Raw genomic sequence first — 15,728 nt, 5'->3', positions numbered from 1 at the left:
GCCAGAATAAGGACTATTGAGCATACCTAGATCCAACTAAAAAAACCTCCACAACCTAGGTTGTGAAGGTTTTTTTAGTTGATGATAACAGCTGGGATTACACCCACTTATTATCCAGCATGGCCCCATTGGCGTTGATCTTGTTGGCCGAAATGGTGAGGCTTAAGGTCATGGAAGTGTTAGTGTCGGCGCCACGAGCGTCGAAGTGCTCGGCGTAGCTTACGCAGTAGGCTTCTTCGAAAGCAATTTCCTTCAGCGTCGAATCCTGGTCGATGCGCTTGAACGTAATCTTGCCGCTTTCCCGCTTGTACGGGTCAAGCATCCAGCTGGTTAGCGAGGCGCTGTCGGTAGATACAATGGTCACTTTGATAGTACCGCCCTGCACTTTCGACGATGGTCTGCCTTTGTCGTCGATGGCTTGCTCGAAAGCGTAGCTGCAGCTCACTACTTCGCAGTCACCGCTGCCAGCGGCGTTAAAGAATGCACTGAAAGAGGCCATAAGGTTAGGTATTAGGGGGTTGGGGAATAGATGAAAATGGAAATTGGCAATTCAATCAAGACTATCAAGCTAGCTCACTCAACCGCACAGCGCTACTACTGCTGCTTGTACTCGGCATTCCAATCGCGGCCCGGCGCATCCGGGTCGTCGCCCTTCGTACCATCCAATGACACCAGGAAGGTTTTGGCCGGGAAGTAGGGCACCATATGAATATCCAGCAGGATTCGGTCCTTCTGATTGGGGTCGCGCTCAAACTTCTTGATCGAAAATTTCTCAATCAGCTTGCCGGGGCCGGCAATGCCATCCAGGAAGCGCACAATCTGGCTCTGAATGTCCATGCGCATGTTGTGGTCCCAGTTTTCGAAGGCGCGCCGGTTCAGGAAGTCGATCAGTACCTTAGTCACGTAGTCGAACACGCGCACCACGGAGTAGGTCTGCAAGCCGATGTTGTCGCCGTTGAACAAGGTTTTGGCCGAAAACGCCATTACGCGGCCGTACTCGTTCACCATTGGCACCAGACCTAGCTTTTCCAGGCTGGCAATCTCGCTTTTGCGCAGCGGGAAGCGCACGCCGTCTACTTCGTTGAGGGTGCCGTGCTTGCGGCCCGCTGTTACCTGCGAAGCCAGGGTGGTGTAGATGCGGCCCGCCAGCGCCGAAGACGGCGGCACAAACAGGTCCTCCTCCTCTCCTACTTCCTCCAGTTTGCCACGCCCGACCAGCCAGTTGCAGGCCATGATGACATTGGATTTGTGCGCGTCACCGCCGGTCAGGTTGGCGTCTTCAAACAGCTCAATCACGTCGTCGGGCGTGTCGTAGTGCTCGAAGTCGGTGACCATCATCACTTTATTCTTGTGCGCAATCTTGGCCCACTTGTCAATCACCTTGTTGGAACCTAGGTAGCCCGGCACCACCAGCAGCGAGTAGTTGTCGCGCAGGTCGAGGCGGTCGTAGTTCTGCTCCAGCTCATCCGACACGGCGTCGATGAATGTGGTGTTGTCCAGGTCTTGCAGCTGCTCTTTGTCCGCGTTCATGATGGACACGTTCTTCACCTCGTCTTGGTCCGTGTTGCGGTAGAACAAGGCCACCGAGCGGTACGCCTGCTCCAGGTCGTGGGTGGCTTCGAGGGCTTTTTTGAGGTTGTCGGTCAGCTGGTGCTTGGCCGATTCCACCTGGGCTTCGCTTTTTTCCACCGCATCAGCCACCGAATCGGCGCTGCTCAGCACCTGGTGCCAGAGCGCAAGGCGCTTTTTCAGCTGCTCCCGATCCTCTTTCTTAGCTTCTTCGGTCAGGAAGATCTTCTTGCGGGCCTTCTTCTCGGGGTTCAGGTTCGAGGCGCCCTCAATAGTCGTTTCCAGTAAGTCGAAACCGCCGAATTTGGCTAGGGCCTGCGCGCTTTTTTCCAGCGAAACCGCCGACTCTCGCTCGCGGGTAGCCGCCGCGGCGGCAGATTGTTGTTGTTCGGTTGCCATACGTTCTGTAGTTCCCTACCTAGGTAGGGTGCGTAAACTTGATCGGGCAAATAAGCGGGCAGTGGATTATTCCAGCTCGCTGATCATGGCCTGAATGGTGGCCAGGAAAGCGGCTTTGGTTTCCGGGTTTTCCAGGGCCGTTTTCAGGATTTTGTTGGACTTAAGCTGGCGCAGCAGCTTCTGCAAGTCATCGGCCTGCGTGTTCAGATCTTGCAGAAATTCGCTTTGATTGATGATGCCCTTCTTGCCAAAATCGCCGAGCGACTGAAATTGCAGGGTTTCGGGAATGACGCTGCCGTCCTCCTTTTCAAACTCCACTTCTACTTCGGGCTTGAAGTGCGCAAATACGGCTTCGGGCGTGCGCAGTCCTTCCACAATCTGAGCCCGCAGGGGCGGATCGGCCGTGAGCTTCTGCACAAGCAAGGTGCGGTTCAGCGGAATATCCGTAATAGCTTCCTGGGCGTTATCGAGCTTGCGCTCCTGTCCACCGATTCCGTAGTTATACATAGACTGGCTACTGATGATGAAGGACTTAAAACTAAGGTATTCTGCCTACCCGATGGCAAGCGGCTTAGGCTAAGATATAGCAAATCAACTAAAAACAGTCCGACCACGAGGTTCATTTTACGGGCTTTTTTCGTTTGCTGCCCGCCTGAACTGGTAATTGAAGGGAAGTTGCTTTATGTTGCTGAAGCGGACGTAACTGCGCCGTAGCGCCCGGCGTACGCTTCAGGAAATTGCTGCCTACCTCAACGTAGAATACTGTTGAGTGTTACAATTATCCTATACTAATTCTTTATGATGGGACTGCCTGCCTGGTTGTGCAACTGCCTTTAAATCAGTTTTAACATTACTTTTTCTTTCCTCTGCCCGTGCCCTACACCGACGACCTGAAACGGACTATTCACATTGCGCAAGCGGTGGCCCACGAATATCGCCACGAGCATTTTGGCGCGCCGCACCTGCTACTGGCGCTACTGCACAACGAAATTGGCCTCGCTTCGTGGTTGGTGGCGCGCCTCGACAAAGACATCCATTATTTGCGGGAGTGGGCCGAAGTACGCCTGGAAAGTTTGCCCAAGTCTACGCGCCCGCCCGAAATGCCGACGGCCGATGCCGAGGCCAAGCAGGTGCTGGAAGTGGCCGACCTGGTGGCCATGCAGCTCTCCAAGGACTGGACCGATCCGGTTTCGGCGCTGGCGGCTTTGCTGCGGGCGGGGCTGGCTTTCACCACCGAGCAGCTGAAGTCGCTGCCCCTGACGCAGAAGGAAGTAATGGACGCCGTAGCCGAGGATGAGCCCACCCGGGCCGCAGACCTAGGTTCGGGAACTGATGCCAGTACACCGGAAGCCAGCTCCCCGAAGCCAACCGGTAAAGCGGGCGCGCTGGCAACGTATTGCGTTAATAAAACCGAGCAGGCTGCCGCCGGCAAGCTGGACCCCATAGTGGGGCGTGACCGGGAAACGCGCCAAATGGCCGAGATTCTGGGGCGGCGCACCAAGCCCAACGTACTGCTGGTGGGCGAGCCGGGCGTGGGCAAATCGGCGCTGGTAGAGGGGTTCGCCCAGCAGATTGTGCAGCAGAAAGTGCCGTTGCATTTGCAGCAAGTCGTGCTTTTCGAGCTGGACCTAGGTACGCTGGTAGCGGGCGCTTCTTATAAAGGAGAAGTGGAAGACCGCATCAAGAATGTGTTGAGCGAAATCAAGCAGTACAACCGGGCCATTCTGTTTATTGATGAAATCCATGTGCTGCTCGACACGAAAAGCGCGGCGGGCTCGGGCATTGCGCAGCTGCTGAAACCCGAGCTGGCCCGCGGCGAAATCACCGTTATTGGGGCCACCACCGGCGACGAATACCGCCAGTATATCGAAGCAGATGAGGCGTTTAACCGTCGCTTCGATGTGCTGCGCGTGGAGGAACCTAGCCTCGTCGTGGCCGAGCGGATGGTGGAGAGTGTACTGCCTTTCTACGCCAACCACCACGGCCTGCGCGTGGGCGAAGGCACCGTGAGCGAAGCCGTGCGCCTGGCCAAACGCTACCTCAAGGACCGCCAGCTACCCGACTCCGCCATTGATTTGGTAGACCGCACCATGGCCGCCATCCGGATGATGGATGAGCACGCCGTGGCCGAGCTGCTGCGGCTACAAGAAGAGTTTGAGACATTAGCGGCGCGCGGCCCTGAGCTGGAAGAAACAGAATACTTAAAGGAGCTGCGCTGGTTCCTGTATCTGCTCCAAAACCAGGTAAGTCACCTGTGGCTAAACCAGCTCGAAACCGAAGAACAGCCGGAAGCTTTGGAAACCGCCGAAGCGCTCGAAAGCTACCTGCGGGCGCAGCTGGCGGCGCTGGTGGAGCTTTCGGGCACGAAGAAGGAAAGCGTGGAGCGGCAAGACATTGCGGCGGTCGTGTCGGGCAAAACGGGCATCCCGCTGGGCAAGCTGCAAAGCAATGAGCGCGAAAAGCTGCTCAATATGAACCTGACTTTGCAGAAGCGCGTGGTCGGGCAAGACCACGCCGTGAAAGCTTTGTGCGAAGCTATTCTGGAGTCGCGCTCGGGCCTGACCAAGGCGGGGCAGCCGATTGGGTCATTTTTCCTGCTAGGTCCGACGGGCACGGGCAAAACGGAGCTGGCGAAGTCGCTGGCCGACTTTCTGTTTAATGACGAGTTGTTTCTGATTCGCTTCGATATGTCGGAGTTCAAGGAAGAACACTCGGCTGCGCTACTTTACGGCGCGCCTCCCGGCTACGTGGGCTACGAGGAAGGCGGCTTGCTGGTGAACAAGATTCGGGAGAAGCCCTACTCCGTGGTGCTGTTCGATGAGATTGAAAAAGCCCACAGCTCGGTGTTCGACATCTTTTTGCAGATCCTGGACGAAGGCCGCCTGCACGACCGCCTAGGTCGGGAGGGCGACTTTTCCAACGCCGTGATTCTGTTCACCTCCAACATTGGTAGCGAGCAGATTATCAAATCGTTCGGGGAAGGAAAGATTCCGGCCGGCAATGAGCTGATGGACGTGATGGGCCGTTATTTCCGCCCCGAGTTTCTGGCGCGTCTCACGGAAATCGTGCCCTTTGCGCCTATCTCGGAGGAAAACGTGGTGCGCATCTTCGACATTCACCTGCGGCCACTGCTGGAGCAGTTGCACCGCCAGGGAATCAGCCTACACCTCTCCGACGAAGCGCGCGAGCACCTAGCCCTGTCGGGGTTCACGCCGCGCTACGGCGCCCGGCCGATTAAAGGCGTGATTCGCCAGCAGCTGCGCCGCCCCATTTCGCGGATGATCATCGCCGGTGAAGTGGCCAAAGGCGCCGAGATTCTGGTGAGCAAGGCCGCGGAAGCCGAAGAGCTGGTGTGGGAAACGCGGCAGCCGGCGGAGGTCTAAGCTTGCGTAAAGGCTTGCTCAAATTGGCGACAAGCAGGACCTAGGTTTAAGAGTCAGCCCAAACCTGGGTTCTGCCCAGCTAAGAGGAGAATTGGTCTTTTAAACAAAGCAAAGTAGGACTTCTCAACAAAGCCAGCCGATTACAACCATCCCACCTTTGTCTCAACGAAATCAACTTAATAACTTGATCATGAGACAAGCTAATTATCAAGGCGCATTGCAGAAGCCGCTGGGCTCCGGCTTCAACGCTGCCTCTACCGCCAACGATGTCATTCAAGGCATTGACCTCACCGGAAAAACGGCCATCGTGACCGGCGGCAATACCGGCATCGGGCTGGAAACCACTAAGGTGCTGGCCGCAGCCGGAGCCACGGTGCTTGTGCCGGCCAGAGATATTGAAAAGGCTCGGAAAAACCTGCAAGGAATAGCCCATGTAGAGCTGGAGCCCATGGACCTGACGAATCCCACATCCATCGATGCGTTTGCTGAGCGGTTTCTGGCTTCTGGCCGGCCGCTCCATCTGCTGATCAACAATGCCGGCATTATGTGGGTGCCGCTGCGCCGCGACAGCCGCGGCATTGAGTCGCAACTCGCTACTAACTATTTGGGGCAATTTCAGCTGGTAGCTCGCTTGTGGCCGGCGCTCAAAAAAGCTAACGGCGCCCGCGTGGTCAATGTATCCTCGTTCGGGCACCAGATGGCTCCGTTCAACTTCGAGGACCCCAATTTTGAGCAGCGGGAATACCACACGCTGCAAGGCTATGGTCAATCAAAGACGGCGAGCAACCTATTTACCGTAGAGCTGGATGAGCGCGGTAAACACTTCAATATCAAAGCGTATTCCGTACATCCAGGCTCCATCAACGGGACGGAGCTAGGGCGTGAAGCCCCCGTCGAGCTGTTTCAGCAAATGGGGTTCTGTGATGCACAGGGCAACATTCTGCCGGAAGTAGCTGCCAAGCTGAAAACCATTCCGCAGGGTGCGGCTACCACCGTTTGGTGCGCCACCAGTCCGCTGCTGAACGACCTGGGCGGTGTCTATTGCGAGGATGCTGATGTAGCCGAACTGGACGCAGGGCAGATTGAGCACCGGCACGATGACCCATCGACGGCCCGGGGCGTGCAGCCTTACTCGTTGGACGAAGCCAGTGCCAAGCAGCTCTGGACCCTGAGTGAGCAAATGACTGCTATAGCATTTCTCGCTAATTAATACCTAGGTTGGTATGCAAGAGTACGATAGAAACCCGCCACCCTGAAAGCAATAATGGGGCAGCGCTGCACGGAAGAGCAACGATAATCTATACGCAATGGAACACACATCCGAATACCTGACGCCGGAAATAAAGCTTTCCTGCTACGAAGACAAATTCTTTAAATCCGAAATCATCTTCGACCAACACATGCTCGTCTGGTTTATTTCCGGCGAAACCAAAATTGTGCAGGCAGAAGAAACACACCACTTTAAAGCAGGCGACATTTTTTTAATCCCCAGAAACAAGCCGGCAACTATCATTAACTACCCCGATAATGGCTTACCACATAAATCAGTGGTAATGCTGTTGACAGAAAAAACCTTAAGAGACTTTTACAGCCGAATTGATGTAAAGGCCAGCTCTGCGCCTCTCTCAAAACTCTATTATTTCCGCAATCATCCTCTCCTGGAAAGCTGCCTAGCATCCTTAATTCCTTATTTTTCTATAAAGGGGCAATTCCCGAGAAACCTAGCTTCTTTAAAAATCACGGAAGCCATTAGCATATTGCGAGCAATTAACCCCGACATTGATGGCATGTTGGCCAATTTTGATGATCCGCATAAAGTTGATTTAATCAGCTTTATGGAAAATAATTATATGTTTAACATGCCCGCGGAGAGATTCAGCTACCTGACAGGCCGCAGCCTAACTACTTTCAAACGGGATTTCAAGAAAGCATTTAATACAACCCCGCAGCGGTGGCTTACAGAAAAGCGCCTGGGGTTAGCACATTACCAGCTTTCCGAGCAGAAAAGAAAACCTACTGACGTTTGCTACGAAACAGGTTTTGAAAACCTTTCGCATTTTTCGTATGCTTTCAAAAAGCAGTTTGGCTACTCTCCCACCGATTTAATTACGCCGAAAGCCACTCGCCGGCAGCACACCTAGCTAACTTACGCGCTACTTGCTGTCCACCGCCCAGCGCCTTCCTGCAACAAAATAACCTGCGCTAAATGGCAAATAATTTTGAGTACACTACTGTGGCGCAGCGCCATACGGCTAGGTTTCCGGTGCTTGCGTACGTGGGTATACAAGCAAATTTCTGGATTGTTGCCAATTTATTGCTTGTATCGCTCCTGGCGCTGCACGCCCGGATAATTAGTCAGGTATTTAACCTGCCTGTGGCCGGGGGGTTTGGACTATCACTATTTGCGGCTGTTATATTCGGGATTTTGTGGGGCGTGAGCCTAGGTTTACCAGGCTATTACCTGGATAAGAGTCTTTTCGGAAAAGTAGCCCTCGGAAAAATAATTTTAATCAAAGCCTTATTGTCGCTGGCCTTGATTGCCTTGTTCTTATGGCTGCTGCGGCTCGCATTAGAGCACTCCCTTATTTCGCTGCCCCTATTCAGAACAGGCACTTCTCCCGATAAAAAGGTCTGGAGTTATATATTTGATATGCTGTTAGTTTATTATTTCTTTATGACACTTGTAATTAGCTTTATCAATCAGATCAATAAAAAATACGGACCAGGCGTTCTACTACCGCTTCTGTTAGGTAAATACCGAACCCCGAAGGAAGAAGAAAGAATTTTCATGTTCATGGATCTGCAATCATCGACTACTATAGCTGAAAAGCTGGGCCATAGCCGATACAGCTCTTTCATTAGGGACTGTTTTGCTGATATAAATCAAGTACTGTTTCCTTATTCTGCCCAGGTTTATCAATACGTTGGTGATGAAATTGTTGTGATGTGGCCTGAGCGTGAAGGATTACAAGACCATTTGTGTATCCGGTTTTATTTTGCCTGTAAAAAACAGTTTCAGAATAGAGCCGAGTACTATACAGCAAACTATGGCATTATTCCTCACTTCAAGGCCGGTGTACATACGGGGCATGTAACGGCCGTGGAAATAGGCGAAATAAAAAGAGATATTGCCTACCACGGCGACACATTAAATACCGCCGCCAGGATACAGAGCGTTTGCAATCAATACAATAAGGAATTTCTCGTATCTGAATATCTATTAGAAAAAACGGGCACCAGCCAACGCATGAAGACGGAATTTCTGGGGCAAATCCTGCTCAGAGGAAAATTGGAAAAAGTAGGGATAGTAAGCGTAGATTGGCCTGATTCTGAAGCCGCCTAACGGACCTAGGTATGAGGCGCCATGCTCACCTCATACGGCAGATTCATCGCCGATTGCGCAGCCAGGCTCACTTGCAGCTCTTCGGCGGTGCGCTGCCATTCCTGCGCGGTCAGGCGGCTGGTGGCGGCGGGCGTGAGCACCACTCGAATGCAGCGCACAAACCCGGCGTCGGGGGTGGGGCCGGTGCGAAAGCCCTTCTCAATGTGTACCCGACCCAGGTGGTTGCCCAGCTCCGCCCAGCAAGCCGCCTTGATGTCTTCGAGCGTGACGATGCGGTTGCGGCTGAGCAGATTCTTGCGCAGCGCCAGCACCCGCTCCTCGGGCCTGGGTCGCTCCCGGCCGCCGCTCGTGGTCGTCATGAGCCGCACCTGATCAAGGTAGTGGCCGTCGTAGACGTGCAGGTGACTACCAGCGGGAAGGCGGTTGCCACCCTCGCCGTCGCTCGACCAATATTCCAGGTACACGCTGTCGTTGGCGTCGCGGGGGCGCAGGACTACGTAGGGCACGGGCGCTTCGCGGGTAGCGGCGCGAGCCTGCTCCAGGCGGTCTTCCAGCCGGGCCAGGTTCTGGTTCAGCTCTCGCAGAATACTTGAAATAAAGTCGGTGCCGGTGGCCGTGAAGGCGCGGCTTTCGTCGCGCAGCAGCTCCAGCAGCTCCAGCAGAGCTTCTTTGCCCGTGCGCGTATCGAAGCGGCCGACGCCGTGAGTGCGCAGCGTGTAGGTGTCCGTTTGGCCTTCCTGCAAGCCGCTGAGCGTGGTGGAGCGGTACACCACGTTGCTCAGGCTGTACACTTCGTGCATGGCCAAAAAAGCCTCTTCCGTGTCGAGCGGGAAAATGTTCAGGGCTTGTTGCAGCCGGTAGAGGCGCTTGTTCAGGCGGCGGTTGAGCACCGGAAAGCAGTTGATGGCGCAGGTCAGGTTGGTAAGCGCTTCGGGCGGCAAGGCGTGCGAAAAGCGCACTTCCAGCCACAGCAGCGGCGTTTCCAGCGTTTGCAGCTCATTGGGCGAAAACCGCTGTGCAAATGCCGGCGGGTACGGCTGCCGCACGTAGGTCGCCAGATCGACGGGCGCGGCCACGATGCGTGCAAAGCTCCCCTCGTACGTTGCCCGCACCTGCTGCTCCACGCGCCGCAGAAAGTCGAACTCCTGGTGCAGCAACGGCTCCGCTTCTTCCGCATCGAAAGCGGCGGAGAAGCCGCTCGCTACATGCAGGCGCTGGTCGCTGAGCAGCCAGGTTTCGCCGGGCAAATACGGCTGGTACTGCTCGCGCCGGGGCTCATTGGGCCAATCGAAGTAGAAAGCTAGGTCGGTGAGCGAGGTAATGGCGGCGTTAAGCTCCAGCCCGATCCAGAGGCGCCGGTGCTCGGCCGGTACCGACTGCGCAGCAAGGGCCGTAATGCGCTTGTGCCCAGCTAGTTCCACCTGCCATACAGCCGAATCGGTAGCCAGGTAGCGCACGGCGCCATCGGTGAGGCGCGTAGGTTGCAAGGGCGAAAAAAACACAGGCGGGGCCGCCGTTTGCCGCAGGCCCACGGGGCGCTGATGCACCAGCTGAGCATCGGCGGGCAGCAGCAGCTGAGGCTCGCGCGGCTGAGCCACCGCTACGGCGTGGGCCGGGCGGGGGGCGTCAATCACGTCGGGGTTCAGCAGCCCGGCCAGCCGCTCCACAAGGCGGTGCTGGGTGTGATTTATCTCCTGCCCTACTTTCTCAAACTCCACGGCGCAGGCTTCCAGCAGCAGCTCCACCAGTGGGTCAAACCCTTCAATGTCGGATTCAGAGTAACCCCACAGCTCGGCCGCCTTCCGGGTCAGGCGGCTTTTGATGCTGGCTTTCGTAAAGTCGTTGGAAGGCAGTTGCATAAACGTAACTGAGTGACTGACTGAGTGGCTGTTCTGTTACCTAGGTCTGAACATTCACTCAATTACTCTACAGATAAGGGGGCTACGAACAGGCTGGCCCGGAAGCCGAAGGGCTCGTTGGTGTGGCGTAGTACGGCTTTGATGATGACATCCAGGCGCTTACGGATGCGCTGGTGCACGCCTTTCAACTCAAAATCTTCGACGCCTACCTGCACCCGCACCTGCTCCAAACGCGGCTCGTGGGCGTTGATGGTTTGCTCCACGGAGCGCTGCACGGCATCTTTCCAGCGCATGTTGGTCATGGCTTCAAAGTCCTGCTCCCACACCACGCAGCCGAAGGTCGAGTCGAAGCGCGACTCGCCGAAGTAGGTGGTCAGCATCAGGTACAGGTGCTGGGCAATCGACTCCTGCACGGAGCAGCGCGGCAAGTGGCGGCGCTGCAACAGCTCCTCAAAATCGAGCGGAATACGGTAGAACTCGTTGCTCATACGGGCTATAACCTAGGTTGCGATGCTTTACGACTTAGAAGCTGGTTTGAGTTGACCAAAACGGCGTAGAGACGCAATATTTTGCGTCTTCCCATTGAACAATCAGGTCTGAACGAAGCCCAATGGCGCGACCAAGAAGACGCAAAATGTTGCGTCTCTACGCCGTTCAAGCAGCTTCTTAGTTAAACAAGCCCCGCTTACGACCTAGCTCTTTATCAATGGAGTCGATCATCTTCTCCACGCTTGCCTTCATATCGTCGGAGCTAGGATTCTGGAGAATGGCCAGGAAGCCTTTGCGGGCTTGCTCCAGCATTTCTTTGCGCTGCGCCGTTTTCTTGTCCACGGCCCGCAGACGCAGGCAATCGGCATTGGCGAACGTCACCTGATCGTTGAGCAAAGCTAGCTGCTGCTCACTATCCTGTAGGCGCTGTAGCAGGTCGGCGGTGCGGGCACTGCCGCCGCCCCCGCCCCCACCACCCCCGCCGCCACTGCGTCCGCCGCCGGCCGCCGGGGCTACCGGCCGGTTGGCCGCCGCGGCCTGGTAGGTTGCCAGCAGCTGCTTGGTTTGGGCCAGCTCCACGGCCGTCTGCTCCCGGTTCGATACGTCGATGCCGCGCCGACCTAGCTCCTGCCGCAGAAAGTCGACCGTGCTGCGATTGTTGCGGAAGAGGTCGAACTGGCGCAGCACGTTCTGCGAAATCAGCTTATTGGAAGCCGTCTTCATCTGGGCCGAGTCGCGCCGCACTTCGCTCAGTGTGAGGGCCACGGCGTTGAGGTAATCCTGGGTGCGCTTGGAAAGCTCGCCCAACACGAGGTCGTTGGTCTCGGTACGCATCTGGCGGTCAATGACATCAATGCGCTGTAGGTGGCTGGTGAGCGTATCCATCTGCGTGAGCAGGCGCCGCTGCTCGGCCTGGGTTTGGGCTAGCTCCTGCTTGAGGCGGGCATTTTCTTCGGCAATGGTCTTATCGGAGAAAATAAAGTAGGACGCCACCAGCGGCAACGCCAAGGCCAGCAAGTACAGGAGCAGGAATTTCCACAGACGGGTGGTGCGTTCAGCTTGGTTAAGGGGCTTCATGAAAGAGAGTGGGAAACCAGCGGGCAATTACGTAGCGAGACCTAGGTAGTGAGTATTAATGAGTAATGAGTAGTGAGCAGTGCGATTAAACACAAATTAGTGCAAGCCAACAAACTGATTTATAGCTGACTACTCTTTACTAAGTTCTCACCACCCAAATCAGAACGGGCTCCAGCGCGAGCTGGACTTTTCCTGCACCTGCGGCGATTGAGCCGGCGCCACCGGGTTTTCGTTGATGAATGTGCGCCAGCCTTCCTTGTTTTTGCCGATGTACTCGAGCTGGCTGAGCTGCCGGAAGATGTTGGCCAGCAGCTGCCATAGCTCGTAGTGCTGCTGCAAGTGCTCGTGCACGCGGTGGTGGTCGTAGGTCATCGTCACGGCGCCGCGCAGGGCACCTAGCACGGTCGCCGGCAGCGTCTCCGACCACTGCTCGCAGTACTTCAGCAGCTCTTCCCGCTCGGGTTCCGTCAGGCAGTCGAGGGTCGTCTTTACTTGTTTGGCTAAGCGCAGCAAGATATCCAGCAGGTTGATGGGCGGCAGCTCGGCGGCGGTGAGGTGGAGGCTAGTCAGGTGCTGGGCCAGGGCAAAGGTGGTGCGCTCGGCCAGAAAATGCACCTGCTCGCTCAGCGTGCTTTTCTTATCAGGCCGCAGCTTGATTTTATGGATAATCTTGAAGGCGTCGGTTTCAATCTCTTGCAGCTGATGCTCAAACTGATGCAGCCACTTCAGCAGCGCCGGATGGCTGACCAACGCCAAGCTGGGCGGGATAAACTGCGCGACCGGCCGCAGGGCGCCTTCTGCGTACAGCAGCTCGCCCACCACCAGGTGAAAGGAGCCGACGGCGGCGCTGTTTACCTGCTGCGTCGGCACTACGCTCAGCTTGTATTCGGGGGTGGTGTACGGGTGGCGGGGCGGAATTTCCTCGGGCGCCGGCTGCCCCATCGGCACGCGCACGTAGGGGTTTACCGACACAATAACGCTGAAACGCAGCTGCTCGGTGGCCGTGAGGTTGAACTCCGATAGCAGCTGCGCCAGGCTGGTCCGGTACGTCAGCGGCTCGGCACTATTTAGTATCTCGATGCGGGCGCCCCCGGCCGTGATGGCCCGGCAATGCGTGAGGCGCGCCAGCACACCCTGCTGCTGATCGACGCTGAGTAGCAGCTCAAACGACGATAAGCCGTGCGGGTCGGTGGGCAGCAGGCCGTAGCGGTGCGCGCTCAGACCTAGGGCCGTGGCGTCGCGCAGGTGTTCGGTGGTGAATTGCTCCAACTCGGTAAAATGTCGCCGGGAGATTTTCATCCCGTCGACCCAGTTTACCGGGTAGTGTTTTATTTCAGGTAGCATAGCTAGTCAACTCAACGAGGAAGAACGAAGAAATACGTTGCGCGGCTCACCATCAGTTTCGCCTCCAATAAGCCAGCAACAAGATAGGCAAGCTAGGTCTCACGCGTTCCGCTCGGGGCCGGCACGCGTCGGGCCACAATGATATTGCCCTGCCGGATGAAATTATCGCGGAACGTATGATCGGGGTCGTAGTAGCGGCGCGGCTTCCACCAAGGCTGCTTGGCATAGAAGAGCCAGCCAAAAGAACGACCCTGCTCGTCAAGATATTGAATGGCCTGCTCGGGCTTCATGACGTTGTAGTCGGTCAGGAAGATGTGAAACAAGTCGCTGAAGCGCATTTCGTAGGGCGCTTTCGAGGAAAAATCGTGGTAGAGCGACTCGCCGTAGCGGCGCGCCATCCAGAAGTGCACCACCATAAAGTTGTTCAGGTCGACGCGGGCCAGGTCGGGGCCGGGCGCGTTGGCGCGGTAATACCAGAGCTTGTACACGCTGTCCGGAATCTGATTCCAGGCCAGGTACGCCTGGTAGAAGAAGTACGGCAGCACGAACGGCAGCACCGCCGGCACAAACGCCACCGGCGACGTGAGCGGCTGAATCTTGGGCAGCCATTGGAGCAGCACAATGCCGAGGGCGCCCGCCACGGCCGCTCCGAGCGTGAGCAGCGTACCCTGCTTGCGGTTGTCCGGCTCGAACCAGGGCAGCGCCCACGGCAGCAAACCTAGGTGCGCAATACCTAGCCCCAGCGCCACCGCATGCCCGAGCAGAAACGTCGGTCGAAATGCCAACGGGCTATACCCGCCCGCCAAACCGACCAGCCCAAACACCACGAAGCTGCCCAGCAGGTACAGCAGAATGCCCACCAGCACCCGGTTGCGTCGCAGGCTCGATTGCGCTCCGGAGAAGACGTTACCCGCCGCACTGCGCCCCTGCGACTCAAGATTGGGTTGTAGCATTGTCGTTGTATAATCAGGAACCGGAGTAAAACAAGACAGTTTGGTTTCCAAAAATAGCGGAAACCCCACGCCAGGCAAGTACGATTGGAAGGGTGCTAACGTGTACCGTTCAGCTCCAACTTTGTTGCGTCTTACGTAAACCTCACCCCCGGCCCCTCTCCTCGGAGGAGAGGGGAGCCAAACATCAGCAAACCGCTATTACCTAGGTCGTCAGGCTCCCCTCTCCTAGGGTTCTGCGCACCAAGCAGACCGGGGCCGGGGGTGAGGCCCACGGCAGCTACCTAATCTGCCGGGAAAAGCGTAGTATGCTACGCCAATCCGTAAACCTGTTTCTGTGTCTACGCCTACTAGTCTTTCTCAGCTCTTTGCCTACTTAAAGCGCCAACCGCTGGACCTGCGTCTGGAAGTGGTGCTGGCCGAATTGATAGCGAATGGATATCAGTTCGACGATTTTATTATCCGGCCGGTGAGTTTGTTTGCCCGTCGCTACCGGCGCGACATTGGCACCTTTTCTACCGAGCGCGCCGAGCGGTGGCTCCCCACGCGCCTGGCCGTAGAAGTGCACCGCGAGGGTCTTTATGATGCAATGCCCCAGGAGATTTTCCACCACCTCACCGATCCTTCGCCCCGTCAGGATGCGCGCTCGGTGGTAGAAAACATCCAAACGCAGCGCCGCAAGGAGAAGGCCGCCCGTCGGTTTTTCCTGCCGTTTGAGCAGGAGTTTTACCGGCATCGGGTACTGCTGGAGCAGGAAGAGCGGCGCTATCTCACCAACCTCTCTACGCAGTGGTACAACGAGATGCTGGCTCGTTTCTGGGAGCTGCACGACCTAGGTCTGCCGCCGCGCCAGATCACCAATCTGCTCTACCTGCTGCCCGTGGTGCATCGCATCGTCGGCGACCTGCACCTTACGCGGCTGTGCTTCGAGAGCGTGCTGGAGAATGCCGTGCGCCTGCGCACCATCGCGCCCCTGCGCCACGAGCTAGCCGCCACCGACACCGGCGGCGAAGCCGTAGGCGCGACCCTGGGCCAGGCGGCCCTGGGGCGCGACCTGGTGCTGGGCGGCTTCTACCAGGAAACGCTACCCGCCCTGGAAATCACCATCGAGTCCTTGTCGGCGCCCATGCTGGAAGTGTACTTCACCGATAGCTGGCAGGCGCGGGCGCTGCAACTGCTTTGCCGGTACTTCGTCGCCTTCGAAACGGACGTTGTGCTGCACTACGAAGTAGCCGAAACAGCCCAATCCTTCGTGCTATCTAACGCCGGCGACACGGCTATCCTAGGGTATACAACCACCCGCTTGTAGCGCTGC

General features: G+C 56.7%; 13 protein-coding genes. 5 read left to right on the top strand and 8 right to left on the bottom strand.

The genetic code is table 11. The annotated features are described in order from the left end of the window. Positions 1-97: 97 nt before the first annotated feature. The 3 genes from tssD to IEX74_RS21425 form a co-directional block, all read right to left on the bottom strand. The gene (gene tssD, locus IEX74_RS21435; protein ID WP_188816137.1) at positions 98-499 is read right to left on the bottom strand and encodes a type VI secretion system tube protein TssD; all 402 of its coding nucleotides are present in this window, start codon (positions 497-499) and stop codon (positions 98-100) included. Positions 500-594: 95 nt separating this feature from the next. Then, positions 595-1,968: a DUF5458 family protein gene (locus IEX74_RS21430; protein WP_188816136.1), complete on the bottom strand. Its 1,374-nt coding sequence runs from the start codon at positions 1,966-1,968 to the stop codon at positions 595-597. A gap of 66 nt (positions 1,969-2,034) precedes the next feature. Next, on the bottom strand, positions 2,035-2,475 hold the full coding sequence (locus tag IEX74_RS21425; RefSeq protein WP_188816135.1) for a type VI secretion system contractile sheath small subunit: 441 nt from the start codon (positions 2,473-2,475) through the stop codon (positions 2,035-2,037). Between the two features lie 365 nt (positions 2,476-2,840). Between IEX74_RS21425 and IEX74_RS21420 the strand changes: the two genes are divergently transcribed. The 4 genes from IEX74_RS21420 (at position 2,841) to IEX74_RS21405 (ending at position 8,694) form a co-directional block, all read left to right on the top strand. Continuing rightward, positions 2,841-5,351 (top strand): ATP-dependent Clp protease ATP-binding subunit, encoded by a 2,511-nt coding sequence (locus IEX74_RS21420; protein ID WP_188816134.1) that lies wholly within the window; start codon positions 2,841-2,843, stop codon positions 5,349-5,351. A 190-nt stretch (positions 5,352-5,541) separates the two neighbouring features. Beyond that, the gene (locus IEX74_RS21415; protein ID WP_188816133.1) at positions 5,542-6,561 is read left to right on the top strand and encodes an SDR family NAD(P)-dependent oxidoreductase; all 1,020 of its coding nucleotides are present in this window, start codon (positions 5,542-5,544) and stop codon (positions 6,559-6,561) included. Positions 6,562-6,658: 97 nt separating this feature from the next. Continuing rightward, positions 6,659-7,492, top strand: coding sequence for an AraC family transcriptional regulator (locus IEX74_RS21410; protein WP_188816132.1), 834 nt, complete (start codon positions 6,659-6,661; stop codon positions 7,490-7,492). A gap of 65 nt (positions 7,493-7,557) precedes the next feature. Beyond that, positions 7,558-8,694 carry an adenylate/guanylate cyclase domain-containing protein gene (locus tag IEX74_RS21405; RefSeq protein WP_188816131.1) on the top strand — a complete coding sequence of 379 codons (1,137 nt, stop codon included), beginning with the start codon at positions 7,558-7,560 and terminating at the stop codon, positions 8,692-8,694. 5 nt (positions 8,695-8,699) lie between these two features. Here IEX74_RS21405 and IEX74_RS21400 read toward each other — a convergent pair whose 3' ends face one another. From IEX74_RS21400 to IEX74_RS21380, 5 genes are all read right to left on the bottom strand, one after another. Next, complete coding sequence (locus IEX74_RS21400; protein ID WP_188816130.1) at positions 8,700-10,553, bottom strand: type VI secretion system baseplate subunit TssF; 1,854 nt, start codon at positions 10,551-10,553, stop codon at positions 8,700-8,702. A 62-nt stretch (positions 10,554-10,615) separates the two neighbouring features. Next, positions 10,616-11,041 (bottom strand): GPW/gp25 family protein, encoded by a 426-nt coding sequence (locus tag IEX74_RS21395; RefSeq protein ID WP_188816129.1) that lies wholly within the window; start codon positions 11,039-11,041, stop codon positions 10,616-10,618. 178 nt (positions 11,042-11,219) lie between these two features. Next, positions 11,220-12,119: a hypothetical protein gene (locus tag IEX74_RS21390; protein ID WP_188816128.1), complete on the bottom strand. Its 900-nt coding sequence runs from the start codon at positions 12,117-12,119 to the stop codon at positions 11,220-11,222. A 159-nt stretch (positions 12,120-12,278) separates the two neighbouring features. Further along, positions 12,279-13,463: a hypothetical protein gene (locus IEX74_RS21385; protein ID WP_188816127.1), complete on the bottom strand. Its 1,185-nt coding sequence runs from the start codon at positions 13,461-13,463 to the stop codon at positions 12,279-12,281. 92 nt (positions 13,464-13,555) lie between these two features. After that, entirely contained in the window at positions 13,556-14,416 is an 861-nt protein-coding gene (locus tag IEX74_RS21380) for a TssN family type VI secretion system protein (protein WP_188816126.1), read from the bottom strand. Between the two features lie 334 nt (positions 14,417-14,750). Here IEX74_RS21380 and IEX74_RS21375 point away from each other — a divergent pair, with 334 nt between their 5' ends. After that, complete coding sequence (locus tag IEX74_RS21375) at positions 14,751-15,722, top strand: hypothetical protein (RefSeq protein ID WP_188816125.1); 972 nt, start codon at positions 14,751-14,753, stop codon at positions 15,720-15,722. Positions 15,723-15,728 lie beyond the last annotated feature (6 nt).

This window comes from Hymenobacter cavernae, from assembly GCF_014641455.1.
In the GTDB taxonomy this organism is placed as follows: Bacteria; Bacteroidota; Bacteroidia; order Cytophagales; family Hymenobacteraceae; genus Hymenobacter; species Hymenobacter cavernae.
Note: the sequence above shows the minus strand (reverse complement) of the source record. Positions and strands in the feature narration are given on the sequence as shown.

Bases quoted from the DNA above. Each gene is read 5' to 3' on its own strand.
- IEX74_RS21410 (WP_188816132.1), top strand. From the start codon at position 6,659: ATGGAACACACATCCGAATACCTGACGCCGGAAATAAAGCTTTCCTGC.
- IEX74_RS21395 (WP_188816129.1), bottom strand. From the start codon at position 11,041: ATGAGCAACGAGTTCTACCGTATTCCGCTCGATTTTGAGGAGCTGTTG.
- IEX74_RS21390 (WP_188816128.1), bottom strand. From the start codon at position 12,119: ATGAAGCCCCTTAACCAAGCTGAACGCACCACCCGTCTGTGGAAATTC.
- tssD (WP_188816137.1), bottom strand. From the start codon at position 499: ATGGCCTCTTTCAGTGCATTCTTTAACGCCGCTGGCAGCGGTGACTGC.
- IEX74_RS21425 (WP_188816135.1), bottom strand. From the start codon at position 2,475: ATGTATAACTACGGAATCGGTGGACAGGAGCGCAAGCTCGATAACGCC.
- IEX74_RS21400 (WP_188816130.1), bottom strand. From the start codon at position 10,553: ATGCAACTGCCTTCCAACGACTTTACGAAAGCCAGCATCAAAAGCCGC.
- IEX74_RS21415 (WP_188816133.1), top strand. From the start codon at position 5,542: ATGAGACAAGCTAATTATCAAGGCGCATTGCAGAAGCCGCTGGGCTCC.
- IEX74_RS21380 (WP_188816126.1), bottom strand. From the start codon at position 14,416: ATGCTACAACCCAATCTTGAGTCGCAGGGGCGCAGTGCGGCGGGTAAC.
- IEX74_RS21430 (WP_188816136.1), bottom strand. From the start codon at position 1,968: ATGGCAACCGAACAACAACAATCTGCCGCCGCGGCGGCTACCCGCGAG.
- IEX74_RS21405 (WP_188816131.1), top strand. From the start codon at position 7,558: ATGGCAAATAATTTTGAGTACACTACTGTGGCGCAGCGCCATACGGCT.
- IEX74_RS21385 (WP_188816127.1), bottom strand. From the start codon at position 13,463: ATGCTACCTGAAATAAAACACTACCCGGTAAACTGGGTCGACGGGATG.